21 protein-coding genes and 1 riboswitch are annotated in these 24,200 nt (G+C 53.4%); of the genes, 14 read left to right on the forward strand and 7 right to left on the reverse strand.

Going from position 1 to position 24,200, the window contains the following annotated elements:
* Positions 1–14 precede the first annotated feature (14 nt).
* Genes IQ22_RS10080 through IQ22_RS10105 form a run of 6 tightly spaced genes read left to right on the forward strand, consistent with a single transcriptional unit; the run spans position 15 to position 7,089 of the window.
* Positions 15–1,772, forward strand: coding sequence for a carbamoyltransferase family protein (locus tag IQ22_RS10080; RefSeq protein ID WP_145141325.1), 1,758 nt, complete (start codon positions 15–17; stop codon positions 1,770–1,772).
* Positions 1,756–2,889, forward strand: a complete 1,134-nt coding sequence (locus tag IQ22_RS10085) for a glycosyltransferase (RefSeq protein ID WP_145141327.1) — start codon at positions 1,756–1,758, stop codon at positions 2,887–2,889. Before IQ22_RS10080 ends, IQ22_RS10085 begins: the two co-directional genes overlap by 17 nt.
* Positions 2,886–4,154 carry a glycosyltransferase family protein gene (locus IQ22_RS10090; protein WP_145141329.1) on the forward strand — a complete coding sequence of 423 codons (1,269 nt, stop codon included), beginning with the start codon at positions 2,886–2,888 and terminating at the stop codon, positions 4,152–4,154. The genes IQ22_RS10085 and IQ22_RS10090 overlap by 4 nt, the downstream gene beginning before the upstream one ends.
* Before the next feature lie 28 nt (positions 4,155–4,182).
* Positions 4,183–5,322: a capsular polysaccharide export protein, LipB/KpsS family gene (locus tag IQ22_RS10095; RefSeq protein ID WP_145141331.1), complete on the forward strand. Its 1,140-nt coding sequence runs from the start codon at positions 4,183–4,185 to the stop codon at positions 5,320–5,322.
* The gene (locus IQ22_RS10100; protein WP_145141332.1) at positions 5,315–6,532 is read left to right on the forward strand and encodes an O-antigen ligase family protein; all 1,218 of its coding nucleotides are present in this window, start codon (positions 5,315–5,317) and stop codon (positions 6,530–6,532) included. The genes IQ22_RS10095 and IQ22_RS10100 overlap by 8 nt, the downstream gene beginning before the upstream one ends.
* Positions 6,529–7,089, forward strand: coding sequence for a serine acetyltransferase (locus IQ22_RS10105; protein WP_145141334.1), 561 nt, complete (start codon positions 6,529–6,531; stop codon positions 7,087–7,089). The genes IQ22_RS10100 and IQ22_RS10105 overlap by 4 nt, the downstream gene beginning before the upstream one ends.
* Here the strand turns inward: IQ22_RS10105 and IQ22_RS10110 are convergent.
* Positions 7,086–7,688 carry a lipopolysaccharide kinase InaA family protein gene (locus IQ22_RS10110; RefSeq protein ID WP_145141336.1) on the reverse strand — a complete coding sequence of 201 codons (603 nt, stop codon included), beginning with the start codon at positions 7,686–7,688 and terminating at the stop codon, positions 7,086–7,088. The two genes, IQ22_RS10105 and IQ22_RS10110, sit on opposite strands and share 4 nt — an antisense overlap.
* Before the next feature lie 35 nt (positions 7,689–7,723).
* Between IQ22_RS10110 and msbA the strand changes: the two genes are divergently transcribed.
* Together msbA and hldE are read left to right on the forward strand one after the other, a co-directional pair.
* Complete coding sequence (gene msbA / locus IQ22_RS10115; RefSeq protein ID WP_145141338.1) at positions 7,724–9,520, forward strand: lipid A export permease/ATP-binding protein MsbA; 1,797 nt, start codon at positions 7,724–7,726, stop codon at positions 9,518–9,520.
* Positions 9,521–10,026: 506 nt separating this feature from the next.
* A complete protein-coding gene (gene hldE / locus IQ22_RS10120) occupies positions 10,027–11,454 on the forward strand; it encodes a bifunctional D-glycero-beta-D-manno-heptose-7-phosphate kinase/D-glycero-beta-D-manno-heptose 1-phosphate adenylyltransferase HldE (protein ID WP_145141340.1) in 1,428 nt (475 codons plus the stop codon).
* Between the two features lie 23 nt (positions 11,455–11,477).
* On the opposite strand, the gene IQ22_RS10125 is transcribed toward hldE, so the two are convergent.
* The 4 genes from IQ22_RS10125 to IQ22_RS10140 form a co-directional block, all read right to left on the reverse strand.
* Positions 11,478–12,380, reverse strand: coding sequence for a metal ABC transporter ATPase (locus IQ22_RS10125; protein WP_145141342.1), 903 nt, complete (start codon positions 12,378–12,380; stop codon positions 11,478–11,480).
* An 18-nt stretch (positions 12,381–12,398) separates the two neighbouring features.
* A complete protein-coding gene (locus tag IQ22_RS10130) occupies positions 12,399–13,226 on the reverse strand; it encodes an aldo/keto reductase (RefSeq protein ID WP_145141344.1) in 828 nt (275 codons plus the stop codon).
* On the reverse strand, positions 13,223–14,398 hold the full coding sequence (locus IQ22_RS10135; protein ID WP_145141346.1) for an FAD-dependent oxidoreductase: 1,176 nt from the start codon (positions 14,396–14,398) through the stop codon (positions 13,223–13,225). The genes IQ22_RS10130 and IQ22_RS10135 overlap by 4 nt, the downstream gene beginning before the upstream one ends.
* 65 nt (positions 14,399–14,463) lie before the next feature.
* Positions 14,464–14,796 (reverse strand): DMT family transporter, encoded by a 333-nt coding sequence (locus IQ22_RS10140; protein WP_145141348.1) that lies wholly within the window; start codon positions 14,794–14,796, stop codon positions 14,464–14,466.
* Between the two features lie 83 nt (positions 14,797–14,879).
* Between IQ22_RS10140 and IQ22_RS10145 the strand changes: the two genes are divergently transcribed.
* Positions 14,880–15,764, forward strand: a complete 885-nt coding sequence (locus IQ22_RS10145; protein WP_145141350.1) for a LysR family transcriptional regulator — start codon at positions 14,880–14,882, stop codon at positions 15,762–15,764.
* Between the two features lie 39 nt (positions 15,765–15,803).
* Entirely contained in the window at positions 15,804–17,075 is a 1,272-nt protein-coding gene (gene waaA, locus IQ22_RS10150) for a lipid IV(A) 3-deoxy-D-manno-octulosonic acid transferase (RefSeq protein ID WP_145141352.1), read from the forward strand.
* Positions 17,076–17,079: 4 nt separating this feature from the next.
* Here waaA and IQ22_RS10155 read toward each other — a convergent pair whose 3' ends face one another.
* Entirely contained in the window at positions 17,080–18,540 is a 1,461-nt protein-coding gene (locus tag IQ22_RS10155) for a TolC family outer membrane protein (RefSeq protein WP_145141354.1), read from the reverse strand.
* Positions 18,541–18,664: 124 nt separating this feature from the next.
* A riboswitch (TPP riboswitch) is annotated at positions 18,665–18,792 on the forward strand.
* Positions 18,793–18,877: 85 nt separating this feature from the next.
* On the opposite strand from IQ22_RS10155, the gene thiC reads away from it, so the two are divergent.
* The gene (gene thiC, locus IQ22_RS10160) at positions 18,878–20,755 is read left to right on the forward strand and encodes a phosphomethylpyrimidine synthase ThiC (protein ID WP_145141356.1); all 1,878 of its coding nucleotides are present in this window, start codon (positions 18,878–18,880) and stop codon (positions 20,753–20,755) included.
* Positions 20,756–21,123: 368 nt separating this feature from the next.
* Here thiC and IQ22_RS10165 read toward each other — a convergent pair whose 3' ends face one another.
* On the reverse strand, positions 21,124–21,873 hold the full coding sequence (locus IQ22_RS10165) for an RsiV family protein (protein ID WP_145141358.1): 750 nt from the start codon (positions 21,871–21,873) through the stop codon (positions 21,124–21,126).
* 191 nt (positions 21,874–22,064) lie between these two features.
* Between IQ22_RS10165 and IQ22_RS10170 the strand changes: the two genes are divergently transcribed.
* The 3 genes from IQ22_RS10170 to cpdA all read left to right on the forward strand — a co-directional run bounded on the left by IQ22_RS10170 (position 22,065) and on the right by cpdA (position 24,174).
* Positions 22,065–22,685 (forward strand): NUDIX domain-containing protein, encoded by a 621-nt coding sequence (locus IQ22_RS10170; RefSeq protein WP_145141360.1) that lies wholly within the window; start codon positions 22,065–22,067, stop codon positions 22,683–22,685.
* Positions 22,676–23,131, forward strand: coding sequence for a DUF1249 domain-containing protein (locus tag IQ22_RS10175; protein ID WP_145141362.1), 456 nt, complete (start codon positions 22,676–22,678; stop codon positions 23,129–23,131). The genes IQ22_RS10170 and IQ22_RS10175 overlap by 10 nt, the downstream gene beginning before the upstream one ends.
* 233 nt (positions 23,132–23,364) lie before the next feature.
* Positions 23,365–24,174 (forward strand): 3',5'-cyclic-AMP phosphodiesterase, encoded by an 810-nt coding sequence (cpdA, locus tag IQ22_RS10180; RefSeq protein WP_145141364.1) that lies wholly within the window; start codon positions 23,365–23,367, stop codon positions 24,172–24,174.
* Positions 24,175–24,200: the final 26 nt, after the last annotated feature.

The following is a 24,200-nucleotide window of genomic DNA, read 5'->3' on the forward strand; positions in this document are numbered from 1 at the left end:
TAGAGGTTTAACCTGTGGCACTGACGATTCTGGGCCTGTCCGGCGCCCTGAGCCATGATCCTTCCGCGGCGCTTTATATTGACGGTAAGTTGATCGCAGCGGCTGAAGAAGAGCGCTTCGTGCGTGATAAGCATGCCAAGAACCGCATGCCCTATGAGTCGGCCAAGTTCTGCCTGGCGCAGGCGGGCATCATGCCGAAAGATGTCGATGTGGTAGCTATTCCGTTCGCGCCGATCAGTCTGTTCGGCGAGGCCCGCTGGCACTACGCCAAGCGGTATGCCTATGCTCCGGACCGTGCCCTGGATGCCATTCTGTTCGGTAATCGTCGATACAAGCGCTACCACAAGCGCATCCAGTGGTGTCTGCAGCAGTTGGGCTTTGATCTGAAGAAAGTCAAAATCGAGCCTGTTGAGCATCACCTGGCTCACGCGTCCAGTGCTTATCATTGCTCGGGCTTTACCGAAAAGACGGCGATCCTGGGTATTGACGGTAAGGGCGAATATGCCACGACGTTTTTCGGTTACGGTGAAAACGGCAAGATCCACAAGATCAAGGAGTTCTACGATCCGGATTCTTTGGGCGGGCTTTATGGAGCTATTACTGAATTCCTCGGCTTCGAAATGCTTGACGGTGAATTTAAGGTCATGGGAATGGCTCCCTATGGCGACCCGACCAAGTACGACTTTTCTCGCCTGGCCAAATTCGAGAATGGCGAGCTGATTATCAATACCGATTACGCTAATGTGATCGGCTTCCGCCGTTACAAGGAAAAGGGCAAGGGCTATTACTTCTCGCCCAAGCTTATCGAATGGCTCGGTCCCAAGCGGGAAGGCGATATCGCGGACGATCCGTACATCCATTACGCGGCCAGCATGCAGGCGCTGTTTGAAAAGCTTGCGCTGGAGATGATGGATTACTACCTGGGCGATATTATCAAGCAGACAGGTAAGATCGCTTTTGCAGGTGGCTGCGCCCTGAACGTCAAGCTCAACCAGAAAATCATCGCACGGCCTGAGGTCAAGGAGCTATTCGTCCAGCCGGCCTCCGGTGACGCAGGGACGGCTGTGGGGGCAGCGGCTTATGTCTCTCATCAGCGTGGCGTGCCCGTTGAAAAGATGGAACACGTTTATCTGGGACCCTCCTACAGTAATGAAGATGTTATCGCCGCCTGTGCTCGCCATCCAAACGCACCCCAATGGCGCAGGATCGACAATGTTCCCCAGCGTATTGCCAAAATTATGGTGGACGGCAACCCCGTAGCCTGGTTCCAGGGTCGTATGGAGTTCGGCCCTCGCGCCCTGGGTGGTCGTTCAATCATCGGCTGCCCTAGCGTGCCGGGCGTAGCCGACCGCATTAATGAGCAAATCAAGTTTCGCGAGCGGTGGCGGCCCTTCTGCCCTTCGATGCTGGATACCGTCGCGCCGCAGATGCTGAAGGTTGATCATCCATCGCCTTTCATGACCTTTACATTCGAGGTTAATGATGAGTGGAAGAACCGTGTAGGCGAAGTCGTTCATGAAGATGGAACGTCCCGTGCTCAAGTGCTGGAGCGCCGTCATCATCCGCGCTGGTACGACTTGATGAAGGAACTGGAAAACCTGACGGGCAATGGTGTTTCGCTTAACACCTCATTGAACCGTCGTGGTGAACCAATGATCTGTTCACCAACAGATGCACTCAACATGTTCTATGGATCGGATCTGCAGTACTTGATCATGGAGGATATCCTCGTAGTGAAAGACGGTGCGGATGCCTATGACACGATCAGCTGAGCCACGCGTACTCCAGTTCTGTCACGGGTATGACGGTCCTTTTCTAGACTGTGCCCGACAGTATGCAAGCCTGTTTCAGGGTACTGAATACCGTGTTACTACGGTATTCCTGACCGGAGCTGCCGATGCCGACGTAGCGGCCCAGTGCGCTTCGGATGAGGTGCTTTTCTTAGAATACAGCTCTGCTGATGTGCGGGGGTTGAAGCTTAAGGCTATCCAGGACTTGCGCGAGATTGCCCGCTCGCGTGGGTTTCGTTTTTGCATCGCGCACCGCTTTAAGCCCACCTATATTGCCTGTCTGGCTACTAAGCTGCCGGTTATCGGAGTTAGTCATGCCTATGGTGACTACCAACGTTTCACCCGGCGTATGTTCGCTAAATTATTCCGGGAAAGGCTGTCTTTACTGGCCGTTTCTAATGCGGTGCGCGACGAGCTGCGTGCTGTGCTGCCGGAATGGCCGCACGAGCGTATCGAGACGCTGTACAACCGGATCAATGTAGAAACATTACGAGCACAGCAGCTAACCCGCTATGCTGCTCGCGAGCAGTTACGTCTGCCACAAGAGGCTTGGATCCTGGGCAATGTGGGTCGCCTACATCCGGACAAAGATCAGTCGACTCTTTTAAAGGGATTCGCCCAGGCGCTTCCATATTTCAACCAGGATGCACTACTGGTTATCATCGGTAGCGGCCGCCTCGAACAAGATCTTAAAGAGGAAGCCCGGGAGCTGGGGATAGCTCAACAGGTCTTGTTCATCGGTCAGGTGCCTAATGCGCGCTTATACTTTCAGGCTTTTGACACTTTTGCGTTGAGTTCGGACCATGAGCCGTTTGGCATGGTACTGCTGGAGGCCATGGCAGCCGATATTCCCTTGATAGCTACAGGCTGCGGCGGTGCGCGGGAGATTGTCGAAGGAGTTGGGGTTTTGTTCCCGTTAGGGGATAACCAAGCACTTGCCGAGGGGTTGATTAGTCTTTCTCAGCTAGATAAACGTCAAAGGCAGGCCTGCAGTATGGCCATGTCTGAACGTTTGAAGACGCTGTTTTCTTACGAGGCTGCCCAACGCCAGTTTTGGAGCCTGCCGCAGGTGGTGAAGTTGACGCGTAGTGTAGAATGACGGCTCCTTTTTCCATAGAAATGTCTTCCGCTTGGAAAAGTAAGGCCGCCGCGCTGGATCGTTACCGCTGGCGGCTCTTACGTGAGCATTATGGGCTTCTCGGAGCTCTGTTGCGCTTCATGAAAGAAGCTGTAGCAGATCTGTGGTTTGGCTACCGTGCTCGACGTTGCGTGAGTACGAAGGTAAATGCTGCGCCTTGCGATGTACTCATGCTGCAGTCAGCGGAAAAGGTTATTTCCTTTCAGCGGAAAAAAACCTTTTTGGCGCGCCTGGCCCAGCGATATCAACTGACGGAAGCGGCTCTTGAATCACGCAGCATGATCTTGCACGAGCGGCACTTGGTAGATCCGGGTGTAGCGGTGCCGTTGCGTTATTTCGGCTATGCAGCTTATGCCGAATGGATCGTCTCCTGTTACCAGCCTCGACTGCTGCTAAATGATCGCAACGGTAGCTTATACACGCCGTTCTTGCGTCTCTCGCTACGCCGGAGAAATGCTTTGCTGGTGCACTTGGCTCATGCCACAACTGTGGAGCATTCCCGTCGTCTGGGTATGAATGACTATGACTATTATCTGCTGTTCGGCCAGAGCTCATATGAAGCACTGAAGCGCAGACAGCTAATCTTCGGCGATTCTACTGTGCTTCTGGCGGGATCGCATATGGTCGACGAGGCCTATAACATGCCGCCGACTCACTGGACCAATAGAACGCTACTTATCCTGGGTGTTGGGCCAGATAAGGAAAAAGAACGCGGCTATCAAGCAACTTATGATTTGTTAGCGAGTTGGGCTGAATGCCATCCTGAGTACCACGTTCAGGTAAAGCGGCATCCCAGGAGTAAGGCCAAATACTGGAGCGAAACTTCGAGAAAGATAAGTAATGTCGTTCTGTTGCCAGAGGCCTGTACGTTAGCGGAGGCATTGAGAGGTGCCTCTATTGTAATCAATATCATGTCGAATGCTGTTATCGAGGCGGGACTGGCTCGACGGCCTCTTATCCATGTCAATCTCAGTGCTGATGAAGATATTTTTGAGCAGATACGCTTAGGTGCCGAGGTCAGGACGAAGCAGGAGCTTGATGACAGAATCGAGCAGATCGAGCGCGACTACGATAGCCAGGTCAATTTAGCTGAGCATTTTGCAGAGTACCACTTGGCCCATGGTGTCAAGGGATTGGAAACCACGCTAGAAATACTGGATGAGTTGTTTCGCAACGCTCGGGCTCCAGCAGGCATGGTGGCGTATCCTTTGAAAGGAACTGTTTGATTTTTTGATGCCTAGCGGCGCGTGAACTATGACCGATATTCTTTTTTTTTCCCTGGCCAAGCATCAAAATCGCTATTTCAAGGATATTTCCAATGTCCTAGCGGTAAGCAGCCAAGTCATTACTTTGCAAGATCTGCCTTTACCTAGTCTGAAGAGCCTTGATCGCGCTGTCTTAAGACTCGACTTTCCCAAGCTGATAGAGGAAAAGTGCCAGGAAAGACAGATTAAGGGAAAGTATCATGGCGTCTATTACAGGCTTGCTCTGCGCTTGGAAATGCTTTGGGTCGCGTTACGTATGCAGGCTTGGATTAAACGTAAAAAGCCCCAAGCTCTTGCAGTATGGAACGGGTCCAATCGTTATTGTCAGTTGTTTTCCGGCCTTCTTCCCCAGGAAGCCCCTCGGTTTTATTTCGAAAATGGCCTATTGCCTAATACGACCACACTGGACACAAAAGGGGTAAATTTCCATAACTCTGTACCTAGAGATGGACGTTTTTACCAAGACTATGCTGCCACTGTGGATTTGGCAGATCAGAGCCAGGCAGTAAAGCTTATTCCGCGCAAGCCGCGTGCAAGTGGGCAGCAAGAAGTAGCACTGCCCGAGCGATTCTTCTTTATTCCTTTTCAAGACGATAGAGATTCACAGGTCAGGTATTTTTCTCCTTATATCCGCAATATGCGTGAGCTGTTCAACTGGGCCCGTCAATTGAACCAAGTTTGCGGGATTCCCATCGTTTTGAAAGAACACCCCTCAAGTCGGGAGCAATATCCAGACCTGCACGATGCTACGCACGAGGGGCTTTTTTTCGCTAATGGAAACAGTACTCAAGAATTGATCGAAAAAAGCCTGGCGGTGCTTACCATCAATTCGACTGTGGGGCTGGAGGCTATTTTATTGGGCAAGCCCGTGGTAACGCTGGGGCAGGCTTTTTATACAGTAGAGGGTGTCTGTGAGCATGCTGATAGCCTCGAGTCGTTGATCGAGCTGGTCAAACGGTACCCTGACTGGATGCTAAATAGCGAAGTTCGCCTTGCGTTTTTGCACTATTTGTCAAATCAATACTGTGTGCCTGGACGTTGGCAGGATAGTGGCGATACACATTTACGAGAAGTCGCCAGACGAATGGAAAAAGCACTTTTAGGGCATTCAGGAAGCGAACATGATTGAGAGTAGGCTAAACAGCTATCTCTACTTATGGCTAGCTCTAGGTATGTTCGTTCAGTTGGCTGGCCTGTGTTTGATCGCCGATGGTAGCCGCTATGCGACCTTTGTAAACCTGCTTTTATTTTTACCCGTTCTGATGTCGCTGTGTCTTACTAGAGCCTATCGGCTTATTCAGTGGGATATAGGAAGCATATTTGTCGCGATAATGTTTTTCTGGGCTTTAGGTGTTAGTTATTGGAACCCTGGCTCAGAAGAGCATAGTGTGAAATGGCTAAAGATTCTTTTGCAAATTGCCTGCTACCTTGTTGCCATTATGCTGCTTTTGGAAAAAGAGCAATGCTTCGAGCGAGTAATTGGGGCTTTCGTTGCAGTAGCTGTCCTGTTCGCGGCAGTTAGCCTTATCGCGAACTTCATGGATCATGGCAATTTAGGCTATCGCGCATTTCGTATCTATAAATTAGGGTGGCAAGGGTTAGCTGATTTTAAAAATCCTATTATTTCCGCGCTTTATTACAGTATTGCCCTGATTTGCTTGGTATACCTTTTTCTTAATCATAAGGTGTCGTTGCCCTTTGCTGCTCTGCTCGTTTTGGCTGGGTGTGTTCTTCTGGCCTATGTGATTTATACATTTTCGCGTGGAGTCTGGCTGGCGCTCATCACTGCCGTTGTCGTCCTTTTTATTTTGTATGGAGGACGTAAGTCTCTACTAGCTATGCTGCTAGGTATCGGTGCGATTGGTGTGGCCTGTATATTTTTCTGGGGTCAGTTGCACATAGAGCGCACAATTGGCTTTTCGTTGCGTGATGTCATTTGGGCAGAATGGTTAAACCGTTTTGGTACCTTCTGGCTAGCGGGTGCTGGTGCTGGCGCCGCGTTTACTATCTGCATCGATAGCGTGGGGCGCTGTTTCAATCAAGCCCACAATTTATATCTACAATTCTTCTATGAGTACGGCATCATTGGCATCATGAGTTTGCTAGGCTTGGTCTCTTTTTTATTAATGAAAGGTATAAAGCTTAGGGCTCAGCCTATAGCGCGATTAGGCACTGCTTTGCTCGTTTTTGCAGTAGTCGCCGCTATCGCGAATTACCATGTAATTCTAGTGCGGCCTGGCGTTTATAGTATGACCTTTTGGTTGCCCGTCGGTATTCTGTTTTCCATAAGTATTTCGCGGAGTATTCCGATGCAGCGGGTCGAGGAAGTTACGGCATGACCGTGTATTCGCGCTTTGCTGAGCTCAAGCGGTACTGGCATATTGAAATTATTGGCGGGCTTGAAAAGCCGTTCTCCTGGAGTCGCTTGCGGCAGAAATGCAAGCGGAGTAATCGCTACGCCTACCTATTCTGGTTCCGTCTCGCTTATGTTTTGCACCAAAGTAAAAGTCAATTCTGGCGCCGCCGAGCGAAATTATTTAACGAAAGGTTAAGTCGGCGATATAACGTTGAAATTATGCTCGGTGCCACAATAGGAGAGGGGCTTTGGATAGCGCACCCCACAGGGATCGTTATCAGCGGCTACGCAGTAATCGGCAAGCATTTCAAGATCTGGCAGAATTGCACGATTGGGATCAAGAACGAGAGTGAGGAAAAGCGGATCGTTATAGGTGATAACGTCAAATTTTTCGCTCACTCTTGCCTTATTGGTGACAATATCGTGATTGGTGATGATGTTGTCATAGGTGCTGCTTCTTTTGTCAATAAAGATATACCTAGCGGTTGTACTTATATAACGCAAAAGCAGGCTGTAGTAGGGGCACGCGCTAGCGGCTAAGCGTTGGCGTGATCGTAATACTCTATCAGTGCTTGTAATGGGAAATCCTGAACTTTTCTCCGGATCAAGTAATTTTCCAAATGGTTAAAGTTGCGCTTAATTAGGGAGCGACTCAGCGGTCGTGGCCGGAACCGGATGTCCAGAAAGTCAATCAGACCAAAACTGCCATTCTTATATATGATGTTGCCTAAATGTAGTGATCTGAAATAAATCCCTTTTATGTGTAGCTGCTTTATAAAGTGTGCTAACGCTGGTAAAAGGCAGTCGAACTCTTGGCGTGCATACTTGAACAGGTGCTCAAGCGAGGTGCCTGGTAGAGGCTTATATAAACAGGCACTAACTGCTTGGTGACGATTCAGCCAACAACACTCTTCAATGTGAGGTGTCGCCACACCGCGCTCCTGTAAGGCTTTTGCATGTTGTGCAAAACGTTCCGCTTCTGGTGATAGTCGGGCTAGAAACGGTCGTCGGCGGCTGCGAAATATTTTCAAGAGCTGACCTGTAGTCAAGCGTATTACCTTCGGACCTTGACTATCTTTTTCCAAAACTTCGCCTTGGCTTAGCCAGACGTGCATTTCATTCGCTGTTACAATCCGCATCTTTTCTCTCTAGCCAGTCGTACGAGGCTTACCGAATGGCCAACACTATCCAGCAGTCCAGCCTGAAAATTTATATTAGGTTGCTGAGATACGTTCTGCCCTACTGGGGAGATTTCGCAATTAGCATTATTGGCTTTTTGCTCTTCGCTTCCAGTCAGCCGATGCTTGCCCATATCTTGAAATACTTTCTGGATGGATTGCAAAGGCCGAACGACGCTGTGTTCTTCAATATTCCCCTTGTGCTAGGCGTCCCATTGATGATCGTCTTTATTGCGCTTTATCAAGGGGTTGGATCGTACTTAGGAAATTATTTTTTGGCTAAGGTAGCTCGTGGGGTTGTGCATGATTTGCGCTGTGCATTGTTTGACAACCTCATCACGCTGCCTAATCGCTATTTTGACAATCATAATTCCGGGCACTTAATTTCACGTATTACTTATAACGTAACCATGGTAACCGGGGCAGCTACTGACGCTATTAAAGTCGTCATCCGAGAAGGTTTTACCGTGGTCTTTCTCTTTGGCTATTTATTGATTAGTAATTGGCAGCTCACGCTTATTCTAGTGGCTATTTTACCAATCATTGCGGTTATCGTGACCAGTGCGAGCAAAAAGTTTCGTAAGCAGAGTAAGAAAATTCAGGTTGCTATGGGAGACGTGACTCACGTGGCCTCTGAAACTATTCAGGGGTTCCGTGTTGTACGTAGCTTTAATGGGGAAAGCTACGAGCGTCAACGGTTTCATAAGGCTAGCGCGGATAACATGAGTCGCAGCCTGGGCATGACCCGGACGCAATCGATTTACACGCCTTTGCTACAGCTGGTCATCTATGTCGGTATGGCCTTGCTGATGTATATGGTCTTGTATTTGCGGGGTGATTCTACGCCTGGTGAGCTGATTGCCTATATTACGGCGGCCGGCCTTTTGCCTAAGCCTATTCGTCAGCTATCCGAAGTCAGCGCTACGATTCAGAAGGGGCTGGCAGGCGCTGAAAGCATTTTCGAGCAGTTGGATGAAGCTGCTGAGCGAGATGAAGGCACTGTAGTGTGTGATAAGGTTCAGGGACGTCTGGAAGTTCGAAATCTCACGTTCCAGTACGAAGGTACGGAAAAACCAGTCCTTCAGGACATTTCGTTTGTTGCCGAGCCTGGGCAGATGGTTGCTCTGGTTGGTCGCTCGGGCAGTGGCAAGTCAACGCTAGCTAATTTGATTCCGCGTTTTTATCAGCACGGACAGGGCGAAATACGCCTTGACGGGTTGGATATTCAAAACTATCAGCTATCCAACCTGCGTCGTCATATCGCGCTTGTCACTCAGCATGTCACGCTATTCAACGACACGGTGACTAACAATATTGCCTATGGTGATCTGGCCGGTGCTCCGTTCGAGGCGGTTAAACGAGCGGCGCAGGCTGCATATGCTGATGAGTTTATCCAGAATCTGCCGCAGGGCTACGACACGCTTGTAGGTGAAAATGGCGTTCTACTCTCCGGTGGCCAGAGGCAGCGTCTGGCTATTGCTCGAGCCTTGCTCAAGGATGCGCCTCTCCTAATTCTTGACGAGGCTACCTCCGCATTGGATACCGAGTCTGAACGGCATATTCAAGCTGCACTGGATCATGTCATGAAGGGGCGAACGACATTGGTTATTGCGCATCGGCTGAGTACCATTGAGAAAGCCGATTTGATTCTTGTCATGGATCAGGGGCGTATTGTCGAGCGTGGAACGCATGCCGAGTTGCTGGCTCACAATGGCTATTATGCACGGCTGCACAGCAATCAATTCGAAACAGAACCTACTCCGCCTAAAGAGCAAACCCAGCATAGCGTGTGATGGGCTTGTTCAGGATATGACGTGAACAGTGTTAGGAGTAAAGTCGACACGGCTCGAAGCCTTGGCAATGCTAAGGCGCGAGTTGTGGCACCCTCGACGCCATAGCCCGTCTTGCCAGCGTGATCTGTGTGCCGTTGCGCTATTTGGTAGGCGCCAAGTTAGTAACGTATAGGTATGAGGCGCTAATACAACCAGGCTATCAAGGGCGCTGGTATAGGAGCGCGACAGCGTTGCTATGTCCTAGAGCAACTGCTCGGTTGGGCCATGTAATAACGACAGTTATGCAGCGTATCTGAATGTGCTTCTTTCTTTAAGTAATGCTTGTCCGGCTGAATCCAAACGATAATGTTGAGTCGTCGTTGATCCCTGGCTGGCCGAGGCAAGTTTTCATAAAGCAATCCGTTGGCCTGATCTCTTGGGGTGCAGCAGGTGAAAAATGAGTCACTCGGGGCATAACAAACCGTGTGATATGATCCGCGCCATTTTTGATGTTTGGAGTTCGCCTCATGAAGCTGACCATGCCCCGTTTCGATCGAGCCCCCGTGCTGGTAGTTGGCGATGTGATGCTGGACCGTTACTGGCATGGAATTACTTCGCGGATTTCGCCTGAAGCACCTGTTCCGGTCGTGCGGGTTGAGCAGCATGAGGATCGGCCTGGCGGTGCCGCAAACGTGGCGTTGAATATCGCGGCGCTGGGAGCTCCGGCTTGGCTGGTTGGCGTTACGGGGCAAGACGAGGCAGCTGATGCCTTGACCGATAGCCTGAAGGCAGCAGGTGTCGAGGCGCGTTTCCAGCGGATCGAGGGTCAGCCCACGATCGTCAAGCTGAGAATCATGAGCCGTCATCAGCAGCTGCTGCGGGTGGACTTTGAAGAGGCTTTCAATACCGATACCCAGGCCTTGGCGGCAGATACCCGCTCCATGCTGGCTGGTGTCAAGGTGTTAGTGCTCTCCGATTATGGCAAGGGGGCTCTGCGTAACCACCAGGAACTGATTCAGCTGGCGCGTGCACGCAATATTCCTGTGCTGGCCGATCCCAAGGGTAAGGACTTTTCCATTTACCGGGGCGCTAGTGTCATCACACCTAATTTGTCCGAATTTGAAGCGATTGTAGGTGTGTGTAGCGACGAGGCAGACCTGGTCAGCAAGGGATGTCAGCTGATGGCTGATCTTGATCTAGGCGCCTTATTAGTCACCCGTGGCGAAAACGGGATGACTTTGCTTCGGCCCGATCAGGCGCCCTTGCACCTGCCAGCACGGGCCCGCGAGGTATTCGATGTAACAGGAGCGGGTGATACGGTGATCTCTACACTGGCTGCCGCTCTGGCTGCCGGTGAGGATTTACCTAAAGCTGTAGCGTTGGCTAACCTGGCAGCGGGAATTGTGGTTGGCAAGTTGGGAACGGCTTGTATCAGTGCACCGGAACTGCGCCGAGCAGTGCAGCGGGAAGAGGGTACAGAACGTGGAGTTCTGACGCTCGAGCAGTTGAAGATGGCTGTGGAGGATGCGCGGGCCCATGGCGAAAAAATCGTTTTCACCAATGGCTGCTTTGACATTCTGCATGCAGGCCATGTGGCCTACCTGGAGCAGGCGCGGGCCCTGGGTGACCGCCTGATTGTGGCGGTCAATGATGATGCTTCGGTTACGCGTCTCAAAGGGCCGGGACGACCAATTAACAGTATCGATCGTCGCATGGCGGTTCTGGCCGGCCTGGGTGCCGTGGATTGGGTCATTTCGTTTAGTGAAAGTACGCCAGAAGAGCTGCTCCGGCAGGTGCATCCGGATATTCTAGTGAAAGGGGGCGATTACAAGAGTATCGACGAAGTAGTCGGTGCTTCAATCGTTCAGGAATATGGGGGTGAGGTAAAAGTGCTGGGTGTGGTCGAGAACAGTTCGACCACAGCCATTGTTGAGCGCATTCGCAACCGTACCTGAGGCCTCTCCAACGTGGCGTCCACTCAGGACGCCACCTGCTTGCCTTTCTGCGTTGCGCTGAGTCGGTCCAGCCAGTCCTGCCAGCGCACCCGTGAGTCATGGACCAGCCAACCATGTTGTTCGGCAAAGCTTTCAGAAAGCCATAATCCTCGAGTACTGACAGGGAGCCGCTGCCCCTGGAACAACGTGAACAATTCGCCTGTGGGTCTTCCGTCTTGGACAGCCAATAAGTAGATGTCCGGCCGCCGTCGGTCCAGTCGAGCGATCAATTGCCCGTTTTCTTCTTTGTCATCCACATGATAAAGGCTGGGTTTACGAACGTCCTTGGGCAGAGTCATCTGCATGTCGTAGACCAGTTGCAATGAGGCTGTTGGTGTATGTATATAGGCCCGTGGCCGCTCGATCAGGGCCAGGCTGCCGCAATGCACAGGCCGGGCGGCCCCGGTGCGGGGTGTCAAGGTAAAGTGCCCGTTTTCCCGATAGCGCAGGGCGCCTTCATAGGGAGTTGGTAGCCAGGTGTCGAGAAATCGGCCTTGAAGCCAGCCTTCGGGTGTTTCAAACAAGCACTCCTCTGCAACTTCCTGTACGGCAGTCAGCAAAGGGAGGTTTAGCTCATGGGCCGGAATATAGCCTGAAATAAGTTTGAGGACTGTATCGCCCCGGTCCGCACGATGCTGGCGAACCAGCAGCCAATGGTCACAGCCTTGCCACGTCAGCGTTATTCGTACAGATACGCCCAAGTTGGCCAGTTCCTGGGAAAAGTTCTGACTGTCAGCAATTTCGACCGGCTGACGTCGGGCCAGCATCTCGGTAAAGTTCAGTGGCTTGCCCAAGGACTGGTAGATGAGTCGCTCGGGTGTGGCCTCTACCATTAACGGTAGTGTCTTGAATGTCTTGGGGTTCTGACGTGCGATCAAAAGGGACATGGCAGACTCCTGTTGTTATTAGAGCGTGCCGTATGCCTCCTCATGAGATCGAATAACATGGGCGGCGACACGGACATTATGCGACAGATGCAGCGGACTGATGGTTCCAACGATGGCACTGGCAACCCCTGGGTGACCCAGGACAAGCTTGAAGCTGGCTTCGACCGGATCTTCATTGGGCTTCAGGCAGATATGACCGCTGGCTAAAGCTTTCTTGACGAGAATACCTTTGCCCATTGAAGCGGCTTGATCGATAACCTTCTTCTCGCCTTGCTCGTTCAGGTTGTAGGTGACCATAGCGCAGTCGCCTTGGTCCAGAGCCAACAGACCACCGGCGACGGTCTTGCCTGATAGCCCGAATGCCCTGATCAAGCCTTCCTTTTTAAGCGTCTGAAGCGTTTCGTATACACCGGACTGTTCGAGAATTTCAACATCACGACCGTCCGAATGGACCAATACAAGGTCGATATGATCAGTTCGCAGCCTTTTCAAACTCCGCTCAACGGACAGCCGGGTATGAGCTGGACTGAAGTCATGATAGGACTGGCCTGCCTCGAACTCTTCGCCAACCTTGCTCACAATGACCCAATGTTCACGCTGGCCTTTGAGCAGTTGGCCTAGCCGTTCTTCGCTATGGCCGTACGCAGGTGCCGTGTCGATAAGATTGATACCGAAATCTCGTGCCAGACTCAATAACTGCAAAGCTTCCCGGTCATCTGGGATCGTAAAGCCGTTGGGGTATTTTACCCCTTGGTCGCGGCCCAGCTTGACGGTTCCAAGCCCTAGGGGGGAGACGGTCAGGCCCGTGCTGCCTAATGGGCGATAGAGATCATGGAGAGTAATCATACGAAGAGCGTGTCCCAAACCGGTTGGCCCAGAAGAGGCATAGCGTGAGGTGGTAGCGGCGCATGAACGCCGGGCTGAATGCCGTCACGGTCGAGTGCCGAAATGACCCGATCGGCAAAATCTGGAGCCAAAGCCAGTTTGGTTGGCCAGCCGACCATCAAATGATCCTGCTCCGCAAGAAAGGCGTTATCGGGTCGTACCAGGCTGGACTGTGCTGGCTCTGCACGATCGACCCGCACGGTTGCCCATTGTGCTTGGGATAGATCAATCCAAGGTACCAGCTTGTTCAACTCATGACGTGCGGTCGTGATCTGTTCGGCCTCTGACCGTGCTACGCCTTCTGCTTCGGCCAAATCCCCACCTAAGTACCAAACCCACTGACCATCCGCCGCTGGATGGGTTGTGACGGTAATCCGCGGCTTGGGGCCGCTGCCCAGGCAATGAGCATAGAGTGGTTTTAGGGTAGGGGCCTTGACCAGGACCATGTGTAGCGGCCGACGCTGCATGGCGGGTTGCTGGAGACCCAGCTGCTGGAGCAAGTCCTCTGTGCCGGCACCTGCACTAATTACGACCCGCTGCGCGTGGATCGGGTGACCATCAACGATCAGACCGGCCAACTTGCCCCCTTCGTTAAGAGGTTCCAGATGCCGTGCGGCCAGTAGACTGTCATCTGCCAGATCAGCCAGGCGTTTTATCAGGCTAGGCACGTCGAGCACGAGTTCGGCCAGGCGGTACGCCTTGCCTTTGAATGCACGGTCCTGCAAGGCGGGCGGGAGGTCTTGCCCTTTTACGGCCTCAACCCGGCCACGTACGGCCTTGCTGGCAAAAAAGCTGGTCAGGTTTCCTGCCAGCCCGCCGGGAGACCAAAGGTAATGTGCTTCGGACAGCACCCGCACGCCTTGTAAATCCAGCTCGCCGGTACCAGCAAGGCTTTCACGCCAACGCTGGGGCATATGGGCAATGGCTTCCGAGGCGCCGGTCAAAGCGCCGTGCAGCGCATATTTCGCTCCGCCATGAATGATGCCCTGCGACTTCATACTCTGCCCGCCGCCCAACGTGCCGCATTCGACCAGTACCGTGTCAAAGCCGGCACGGCGCAGTCGGGCGTTGAGCCATAAGCCGGCAATACCGCCGCCGACAATCAGGATGTCGGTGCTCGAAGCAGGGGTCATATACGAGACTCTCTTAAAAACAGGCGTGCAGTATAAGCCTTTGACGCCTATCTGAGAGGCTCCCCTTAATGGCTCACGCTTTTGGAGAAGAGCTGAATGACGACCACGCCGGTCACAATCAAGGCCATGCCCAGCAGTGCAGGCATATCGAGTTTTTGTTTGTAGATAAACAGGGCAGCCACGCTGACCAGAACGATGCCCATGCCGGACCAGATGGCATAGGCGACCCCTACAGGAATAGTTTTCACAACTTGGGACAACAAGCCAATAGCTACGCTATAACCGAGCACGACCAGAACGAGCGGCAGGGGTTTGTTAAAGCCATCAAGCGCTTTCATAGCTGCCGTAGCGATAACTTCCGCGAGGATAGCAATACACAGATAGACGTAGCCAATCATAAGTGTCTCCTAAGGAAGAAGGCAGTTTAAATCTTCTGCAGATGGGATAAAGTCATTACCTATCTATAAAGGAGATAGGTTGAGTGCAGTGGAGTTTTGATCAGGTACGTATCTTTGTAATGACTGCCGAGACCTGTTCATTTTCGGCGTCGGCTCGCCGCCTTGGACGGGCACAATCCGCAATCAGTACTACCATCGCTTTGCTCGAGGCAGACCTGGGGGTTGTGCTGTTTGAGCGTAGCAGCGGACGCCAACCCAAATTGACCGAAGCCGGGAGTGTATTGCTCGACGAGGCGCGAGAAATCCTTAAGCATTGCGAGCGGCTTGAAAGCCGGGCTCTAGGGCTGGTGCGAGGCGAAGAGGCCCGCCTGCGGTTAGCTTATGATGAGGCGATGCCCTATCAGCCAGTGGTCAATAGTCTTGAGGCGCTGGCTCAGGCGTATCCCTTTTTGGATGTACAGCTTGCCAGCAGTGCCCAGGGGGAAGTATCTCGCAAATTACTTGAGCGCCGGGCCGATCTTGGACTCATGTTTCATCATGAAGACGTACCGGATGCTTTGGAGCGCCGTCGACTGGATAATGTAGAAATGGTAACAGTCTGTGGGGCAGGACACCTGCTGGCCCTACAGCCGCGTGTGACCAGACAGCAGCTGGCCCAGTATCGGCAGATTCTTATCGCACCCTACAAGAGTGGGTATCCGGGAGGCGAGCCTATCAGTCCTCACGTGTGGCGGGCGGACAGTTTTTATGCCACAGCCGAGTTGTTAATGCGTGATCTGGGATGGGCTTGGTTACCGCGTCATGTAGCACGCTATCCCACCTATTTAAATCATCTGGTCGAGCTGGCTAGCGACTGGACGCCGCCGCCGCTGGTTGTGGAGTTGGTCTGGCGGCGCGATGAGCCGCTGGGTCCTGCAGCGCAGTGGTTGGCTGAACGCTTTGCAGTGGAGCTGGCCGCGATTGGTTAACATCGCCTTTCTGTGCGAAGCGAGATAAGCTCCGTGGCCATGAACAGAACTCTCTATAGCCTGCTTTTTTATCTGGCCTTGCCCGTTATCGCTCTCCGGCTGCTGCTTCGATCACGCAAGGCACCGCTCTATCGTCAGCGTCTGGGGGAGCGTTTTGCCTGGTCGCTACCGGCCATGCGCCCGGATGGTATCTGGGTCCATGCTGTATCGGTTGGTGAAAGTATTGCTGCCGCGCCCATGGTCCGCGCTCTGCTTGAGCGTTACCCCGATGTTCCTGTGACAGTGACTTGCATGACACCGACAGGTTCAGAGCGTATCCGCGCGCTATTTGGTGAGCGTGTCCAGCATTGTTATTTACCTTACGACGTGCCATGTGCCGCCGCACGTTTTCTGGATCGGTTGAGCCCTCGACTGGCCGTAATTATGGAAACCGAGCTGTGGCCCAACTATATCCATCAGTGTGGGCAGAGAGGGGTTCCGGTTGTGTTGGCAAATGCACGCCTGTCGGCCCGCTCGGCACGTGGCTATGGAAGGCTGCGTGGTGTAACGCAGCCCATGCTGGCAGCTCTGGACTGGATTGCCGTTCAAACGTCGACCGAGGCTGAGCGATTCTGTGCGTTAGGGGCGCGTAATGAGCATGTTAGTGTTACCGGGTCGATCAAATTCGACCTAGCCTTACCGCCGGATCTACCAGTGCGCGCCGCGGCGTTGCGCCAGACCTGGGGCAATCGTCCTGTTTGGATTGCGGCCAGTACCCATGCCGGTGAGGATGAAATCCTCTTGAACGTGCATCGCCGTGTACGAGAGCAGAGCCCTAATGCCTTGCTCATTCTAGTTCCTCGACATCCTGAGCGTTTCGATGAGGTGTTTACCCTGTGCCAGCGGAAGGGCTTCGAGACTCGACGACGCTCGCGGGAGCAAGCGGTATCGCCCGATACAGCCGTTTACCTGGGGGATACCATGGGTGAGTTGCTGTTTCTGTATGCACTGGCTGACCTGGCTTTCGTGGGTGGAAGTCTGATCGAGCGAGGGGGGCACAATCTGCTTGAGCCAGCGGCCTTAGGGAAGCCTGTACTGTCCGGGCCGCACCTGTTCAATTTTCTCGACATCGCTGCCCAGCTGCGTGAGGCTGGCGCCTTGCAAGACGTTTCCAACGCCGAGACATTGGCTAGCGCAGTACTTGACCTTTTTCAGGACGAGCCCCGAGCCGAAAAGATGCGCCAGGGCGGATTGTCTGTTCTCAAGGCTAATCAAGGTGCGCTTGAGCGATTGTTGACAGGCCTCGATGCGTTGTTCAAAAAGAGTTTCTGATCATTTAAGGCCGTAGTGATGGCCTCTGATCAGTACTGACAGGCTTATCCAGATCGGCTGGCAGAAAGTCTTTGTCGGGATCGTAGTCCGGCTTGAGATAGCGGGATAATTCAAGCAGATCATTGGGGCTAAGAATGCCAGCGGCCTGCTTTAACCGCAGGTTGTCCAGAATATAGTCGTACCGGGCCGTGTTGTACTCGCGTACTGCATTGTACAGCTGGCGCTGAGTGTTAAGCACGTCAACGATGCTGCGCGTGCCGACCTGATAGGCGATCTGCGTTGCCTCCAGTGCGCGTTGGCTGGAAGCTATTGCCTGGCGACGAGCTGTAATCTGTTCAATGTCAGTATTAATAGCGCGATGATAGTTGCGCGTGTTCTGGACCACCTCCCGGCGCAGGCTTTCGCGTTGCTGTTCGCTCTGGTCCAGGCGCTGATACGCTTCGCGAACCTGCGAGCTTGTCAGTCCGCCACTGTAGAGAGGAACGTTGATCTGCACACCGATACTTCGTTGGCTGACGGGGCTGTCAAAAATGTCCATGCCTGGATTGGGCAGGTTAAAGGCATCGTTGTCTCCACTCTGATAGCGGGCCACAGCATCGACCGTAGGCAGGTGGCCGGATTTACGCTGCCGCAAGGTTTCCTGGGCAGTGTTCACCGCGAAGTGAGCGGCCTGCAACTGCAGGTTCTGGCTAATCGCCCGGTCCACCCAAGCTTTGGCATCGTTTGGTAATGGCGGCAGGATTGGCAGGTCATGGCGTATGCCCTCCAACGCGTTGTAGTCGCGGTTGGTCAGTCGGACCAGGCCCTGAAAGGCGTCCTCAACGGAGCGCTGGGCCAGCGAACGATTAGCCTTGGCCATGTCGTAACTGGCCTGTGCCTGAAGTACATCTGTTTCATCGGTCAAGCCGACCTTGAAACGTTCACGCGTCTGGTCGAGCTGTCGAAAAAAGGCAGCCTCTTCTGCACGGGCTGTAGCCAATGCATCCTGAGCCCGCAGGGCGCTGAAGTAGCCCTCAGCTGTCTGCAAGATCAGGTTCTGCTGAGTGGCAGAAAATTGTAGTTCGGCTTGCTGCGTACCTGATTTGGCCGCTTGCCATTGAAACCAGCGGTCTGCCCGAAATAAAGGCTGACTTAGACTGGCCTGAATCATCTGGGCGCTACGGTCGGCCGAGTAACGGCCTCCCGGAATCCCTAGAGAGCTGTTTTGCTCAAGGCCAAGACTCATATGCGTATCGTTGACCTGAGCTCCCAGGTTGAGCTGCGGTAAAAGTCCGGCACGTGCCTGGACAATGGTTTCGCGTTGAGCGGCAAGTCCTGCCCGTTCGGCTGCCAGATCCGAATTGTTGATCACGGCTTCCTGATAAACGGCTAATAGACCTGTCTGCGGTGTGCTTGAAAGAGACGATTGAGCCAAGACCAGGCTGCTGGCGCAACTCAAGGCAGCAACAAGAAACGTACGTAGCATGATATGTCCAGGCAAGAGCCCTGCAGAGTATCAAGCGAGTGTAGCCTCTGGTGCCGTATCGCCCAAGGGTAGAAATACTTCGTGAACTGCTTGGTAACCGGCGCGTTCTGTGTTTACACTGCTGACGTTCTTGTCGGGGTGCGTCATACGAAGCGCTGAGATCGGGTAGTCCCGGATCCCGTTGAACCTGATCGGGCTAGGCTCGTCGTATACGACGTACCAACCCGCGTAGGGAACAAGAGGTCAAGCCTGTCTGGGCTGGCCACCTTTTCAGGCATCTGCCTGTTCCTGTGTATCAGGTTCTTCCTCCGGCAATACGCCTACCAGGAGAGCCTTGATGAACAAACAGAATAACGTCACCGATTTCGCACAGGTTGATCGTCAATCCACCCAGCCGTTTCCTAACTCCCGCAAGGTCTACCTGACCGGATCTCGCCCGGATATTCGTGTGCCGGTCCGTGAGATCAGCCTGGCCGAAACGCCAACGGCCTTTGGTGGTGAGAAGAATGCACCAGTGTTCGTTTACGACACGTCTGGCCCCTATACCGATCCGGATGTACGCATCGACTTGCGTCAGGGCCTGCCAGATGTTCGCTCACGGTGGATCGACGAGCGTGGTGATACCGAAATTTTGCCAGGGCTTTCCTCTGAATTCGGGCGTGCCCGGCTGGATGATCCAGGTTTTGATGCCTTGCGTTTTGCTCATGTCCGAACACCGCGCCGGGCTAAACCTGGGCATAACGTTAGCCAGATGCATTACGCCAGGAAGGGTATTATCACGCCGGAGATGGAATACATCGCCATTCGCGAGAATATGAAGCTGCAGGAGGCGCGTGAGGCCGGTCTTCTAGTGCAACAGCATGCAGGGCAAAGCTTTGGCGCGAGCATTCCGAAAGAAATAACGCCGGAGTTTGTTCGTGAGGAAGTGGCCCGCGGCCGCGCCATCATTCCCGCGAACATCAACCACGTCGAATTGGAGCCGATGATTATCGGCCGTAATTTCCTGGTAAAAATCAACGGCAACATTGGTAACAGTGCGCTGGGCTCCTCTATTGAAGAAGAGGTGGAAAAGCTTACCTGGGGGATTCGCTGGGGTGCCGATACGGTGATGGATCTGTCAACCGGCAAGCACATCCATGAAACGCGCGAATGGATCCTGCGCAACAGTCCGGTGCCGATCGGCACAGTGCCCATCTACCAGGCATTGGAAAAAGTAGGTGGTGTAGCCGAAAACCTGACGTGGGAAATTTTCCGCGACACGCTTATCGAGCAGGCCGAGCAAGGGGTGGACTATTTCACCATTCATGCCGGCGTACTCCTGCGCTATGTACCGCTGACAGCCAAGCGCGTAACCGGGATCGTCTCACGAGGCGGCTCTATCATGGCCAAATGGTGTTTGGCGCATCACCAGGAAAACTTCCTGTATACGCATTTCGAAGAGATCTGCGAAATCATGAAGGCCTATGACGTTAGCTTCTCTCTGGGGGATGGTTTGCGCCCAGGCTCTATCGCCGACGCCAACGATGCTGCCCAGTTCGGCGAGCTGGAAACCTTAGGCGAGCTGACAAAGCTGGCCTGGAAGCATGACGTACAGTGCATGATCGAAGGCCCTGGTCATGTGCCGATGCAGTTAATCAAGGAGAACATGGACAAGCAGCTCGAATGCTGTGACGAAGCCCCGTTCTATACGCTTGGCCCGCTGACCACCGACATCGCGCCTGGCTATGATCACATTACTTCAGGCATCGGCGCCGCCATGATCGGCTGGTTCGGCTGTGCCATGCTCTGCTATGTGACGCCCAAGGAACATCTGGGCTTACCAAACAAGGATGACGTGAAGACCGGTATCATTACCTACAAGATCGCTGCCCATGCGGCCGACCTTGCCAAGGGGCATCCGGGCGCGCAGATCCGCGATAACGCACTTAGCAAGGCGCGCTTCGAATTCCGTTGGGAGGATCAGTTCAATCTAGGCCTGGATCCTGACACCGCACGGGCTTTCCACGACGAGACGTTGCCCAAGGAGTCAGCCAAGGTCGCGCACTTCTGCTCCATGTGTGGACCAAAGTTCTGCTCCATGAAAATTACCCAAGAAGTGCGTGAGTATGCACAGGTAAACGGCCTGACTGACGAGCAGAAGGCCATCGAGGCCGGTTTCCAGGAGCAGGCAGCACGCTTTAAGGATGAAGGAGGCGTGATTTATAAGCAGGTATAACTTCTAGGAAGTAATCTTTGTACGGATAAAGCCGCATCATCTGACGCGGCTTTATCATTTCAGGCATAGCCGCTCTTTCTTTTTTACTCTGCGACCTGCGATTGGCTTTGCTGCTAGCAGGTGTTTTCGTGCCGGTTAACGTCGAGTATCTGGCCTTATGTTCGGGCTGCTCTATACATCCATCACCTCGTAGGTGCTCTAATCAAGCAAGCAGCCCCGTTGTGCTGCTCTGGCCAATGTCGCGCTGTGCTTGATGCCACGTCAGTAGTTTCGATTCCGGTCGATCTTCTCTGCCGATTGTATGGTGCGAATCGCTTTACGGTAGAGAAGAAAAAGCCTGGACAGAGCGCCTGTCCAAGCTCGGCGAATCAATGGCTACGGCGTCCCGGGAAGTATTCCGGGTGCAAAATTCCATTAAGACGTGGATAGGGAATCTTGATGATTGGATGGCCCATCGCATAGGGTCCGAGACTGCTGACATCGTATTTCAGCGTCATCGATCCAAAGTCGAGTGCAATATTAGTTGTACGCTCGAAAGGCCAGTTTTTGCGGAATTCAGTATTGTTCTGTAAGTCGTTCGCGACCAGCCAAGCCTCGTGCGCTGTCTGAGCCACTTTCCAGAAGGCACCCTCCTGTCCGGGTAGGAGCATGTCCTGTAGTGTAAGCACTTTCTGCTGCTGCCGATCGTAATTGAGCATGCCGCGGCCCGGCATTCCGTGGGCGCCGCCAGTGTCCAGGTAGGAAGACAGCTCAATAATGGTTAAGCCGTCATGCTGCTCACGGATACTAGCCTGCAAGTAACTGCTCCAGCCTGGCTGTGCCCGATTCAGAAAATAGTGCTCGTAGGCTTCGAGCGAGGCGGGTAGTGGTGCGTCTGGTTCGGTGCGGGTTTTCTCTAGCAATGCACGTACTATGGCGGCATTGAGTCGTTCATCATTGAAACGCAGCGTATCGATATTGACGAAGGGACAATCGCTGCTGGTACATCCGGCGGGGCGATGCTCCCATTTGATGTGTTCGGCCTCGAGGGGCTTGCTGAAGTTCGGTCCGAATAAACTTTGGCAGGCGCTCAATAAAAAAGCTACTGCGGTGACGATGAACAGTTTGTGCAGACGCATGGGGCTCCTTGGCAGGGTTGGGTCTGTTTTCGAAAGTGCTTCGAGTCTTTACGGCAGCCTGAGTTCGTTATCAGGCCGTGATCGGTATCCCTCTTTTCGCCTACCAAGCGGTAGAGCCGAGGGGCTGCATCGCGGCGGCGAGCGCGCTAGGATGGTGCGATTGTTCCTTAACGAAGTCCAGAGAGGCTCTGATGATCGAAGATAAGCGTCCAGCCCCAGGCGACTTCCAGGTTGAGCGACGTGAGGCCTGTTTTAAAGGTTTTTACCGTTTGGATCGTCTATATTTACGACACCGTCTCTTTTCGGGGGAAATGGGGCCGCTCATCGACCGTGAGCTGTTCGTCCGCCACGATGCTGTCTGTGTACTGCCTTACGATCCCCAGCGTGACATCGTCATTCTGATCGAGCAGTTCCGGGTCGGTGCGATGGATAAACATGTTACGCCCTGGCTACTCGAGCCGGTGGCAGGTCTGATTGATAAGGCTGACGAGTCGCCTGAAGCAGTAGCTCATCGCGAAGCTCAGGAAGAGGCTGGTCTTACCTTGCAATCGCTATGGCCCATCTCCACTTATTTCCCCTCGCCTGGTGGCAGTGACGAACTGGTGCACCTGTTTCTGGCCCGAGTCGATAGCGAGGGCGTCGGCGGCGTGCACGGTCTGGTTGAAGAAGGAGAAGATATACGGGTACATGCTCTTCCTTTCGAGGATGCGCTGGACGCCGTGAAAAATGGAAAAATCAATAACGCAGCGGCAATGATTGCCTTGCAATGGCTGGCGCTCAATCGCGCTGAGGTACGAGGTTTATGGGTTTGAAAGGGCGTGATCGCTACCGAGTTGACTTGCCGGGCCTTCAGGCTACGTGCGAGTCCAACTACATGCGCTTGATGCAGCTGCTGCCCAAGATGCGTGAGGCGCTCATTTCGCGGCGCGTTGCGCTTTCACAAGGGGAGCGGCTGTTGGGCGTATTAGCTTTGGAGGTGACCGAAGCCTGTCCCTATACGACGACGTTGCAGGTAAGTCAGGAGCTGGGGTTACCGTGGTTGCCGGCTCCTAAGTTGGAGGTGCGTGTTTATCATGATGCGCGTATGGCGGAAGTAGTCAGTGCAGGGGCAACCCGGCGGCTACGGGCCATTTATCCGTATCCGAACCAGTTGATGAATCAACCGGACGAAAAAACGCAGCTGAATATGTTTCTGGGAGAATGGCTAAGCCATTGTCTGGCATGCGGGCATGAATCTGAACCCGTCCTGCAGCGCTGATTGGCTGTTTTCCACCATCTGCTCCATAGAGCAGTATCCATTTCCTGCCAATGCTCAGTCTTGCTACGAGCCTTTCTATGAAGCCTCGCTGGTACGTTTTGGATCATTAAGGGTAGGGCCTTCGAAAGGAAGGCATATCAAAGTATCCTAAGTGTGAACTGTGCACCGCCTATTGGGTGCGCCTGCATGCACTCTGTACGTTGTTGTAGTCGCCGCGATTCAAGGAGACGGCTTTGGCTAAGTCGCCAGATTTTCTCACAGCACCGCTTGTGGTTCAGCTCACTGATAGTCATCTTTTCGCTTCTCAAGAAAGCCGCCTGTTGGGGCTGGATACGGGATATAGCCTGGAGCGTGTTGTCGAGCAAGTACGGATCGAGCAGCCGGACATTGATCTGATCCTGGCCAGTGGCGACTTGGCTCAAGACAGCACGCTGGAAGCCTACCAACGTTTTCATGATGCAACGGCCTCGTTGGCGGCACCCGCACGCTGGCTGCCGGGTAATCACGATAAGGTTGATGTGATGGCAGCGTTTTGTGCCGGTACCGACTTAATGGATCCGGTGCTTGATCTAGGTGCCTGGCGGCTGATCCTGCTTGACTCAACGATTAAAGGCGCAGTGCCGGGACGCTTCGAGCCTGATCAACTGGAGCTGCTGGAGCGTGCTTTGAGCGAGGCACCCGAGCGTCCTACCCTGGTCAGTTTTCATCACCATCCGGTGCCAGTGGGCTGCCAATGGATGGATCTTTTGGGCCTTCAGAATCCGGAGGCGCTGTTCGCTGTGCTCGATCGCTTTAAGCAGGTACGGGTCGTGCTTTGGGGGCATATCCATCAGGAATACGACGAAGTACGTAATGGCGTTAGGTTACTGGCATCTCCCTCTACCGGACTGCAATTCGAGCCGGGTAGTGACGATTTCAAGGTAGGTATACAGGCTCCGGGCTATCGTTGGTTACGACTTCAACCGGATGGCTCGCTTGAAACCGGTATATCGCGTGTCGAGGGCGTAGACTTTGGAATCGACTTTAATGGCAGTGGTTATTAATCGTCGGGCTTCAAGCGCAGCGCAAA

This window comes from Pseudomonas duriflava (assembly GCF_007830155.1).
Classification (GTDB): Bacteria; Pseudomonadota; Gammaproteobacteria; order Pseudomonadales; family Pseudomonadaceae; genus Chryseomonas; species Chryseomonas duriflava.

Coding starts and splice junctions, on each gene's coding strand:
- IQ22_RS10155 (WP_145141354.1), bottom strand. CDS start 18,540: ATGCTACGTACGTTTCTTGTTGCTGCCTTGAGTTGCGCCAGCAGCCTG.
- IQ22_RS10100 (WP_145141332.1), top strand. CDS start 5,315: ATGATTGAGAGTAGGCTAAACAGCTATCTCTACTTATGGCTAGCTCTA.
- IQ22_RS10110 (WP_145141336.1), bottom strand. CDS start 7,688: ATGCGGATTGTAACAGCGAATGAAATGCACGTCTGGCTAAGCCAAGGC.
- IQ22_RS10095 (WP_145141331.1), top strand. CDS start 4,183: ATGACCGATATTCTTTTTTTTTCCCTGGCCAAGCATCAAAATCGCTAT.
- thiC (WP_145141356.1), top strand. CDS start 18,878: ATGAACAAACAGAATAACGTCACCGATTTCGCACAGGTTGATCGTCAA.
- IQ22_RS10085 (WP_145141327.1), top strand. CDS start 1,756: ATGACACGATCAGCTGAGCCACGCGTACTCCAGTTCTGTCACGGGTAT.
- IQ22_RS10125 (WP_145141342.1), bottom strand. CDS start 12,380: ATGTCCCTTTTGATCGCACGTCAGAACCCCAAGACATTCAAGACACTA.
- IQ22_RS10090 (WP_145141329.1), top strand. CDS start 2,886: ATGACGGCTCCTTTTTCCATAGAAATGTCTTCCGCTTGGAAAAGTAAG.
- IQ22_RS10165 (WP_145141358.1), bottom strand. CDS start 21,873: ATGCGTCTGCACAAACTGTTCATCGTCACCGCAGTAGCTTTTTTATTG.
- IQ22_RS10130 (WP_145141344.1), bottom strand. CDS start 13,226: ATGATTACTCTCCATGATCTCTATCGCCCATTAGGCAGCACGGGCCTG.
- IQ22_RS10135 (WP_145141346.1), bottom strand. CDS start 14,398: ATGACCCCTGCTTCGAGCACCGACATCCTGATTGTCGGCGGCGGTATT.
- msbA (WP_145141338.1), top strand. CDS start 7,724: ATGGCCAACACTATCCAGCAGTCCAGCCTGAAAATTTATATTAGGTTG.
- IQ22_RS10105 (WP_145141334.1), top strand. CDS start 6,529: ATGACCGTGTATTCGCGCTTTGCTGAGCTCAAGCGGTACTGGCATATT.
- IQ22_RS10170 (WP_145141360.1), top strand. CDS start 22,065: ATGATCGAAGATAAGCGTCCAGCCCCAGGCGACTTCCAGGTTGAGCGA.
- IQ22_RS10175 (WP_145141362.1), top strand. CDS start 22,676: ATGGGTTTGAAAGGGCGTGATCGCTACCGAGTTGACTTGCCGGGCCTT.
- hldE (WP_145141340.1), top strand. CDS start 10,027: ATGAAGCTGACCATGCCCCGTTTCGATCGAGCCCCCGTGCTGGTAGTT.
- IQ22_RS10140 (WP_145141348.1), bottom strand. CDS start 14,796: ATGATTGGCTACGTCTATCTGTGTATTGCTATCCTCGCGGAAGTTATC.
- waaA (WP_145141352.1), top strand. CDS start 15,804: ATGAACAGAACTCTCTATAGCCTGCTTTTTTATCTGGCCTTGCCCGTT.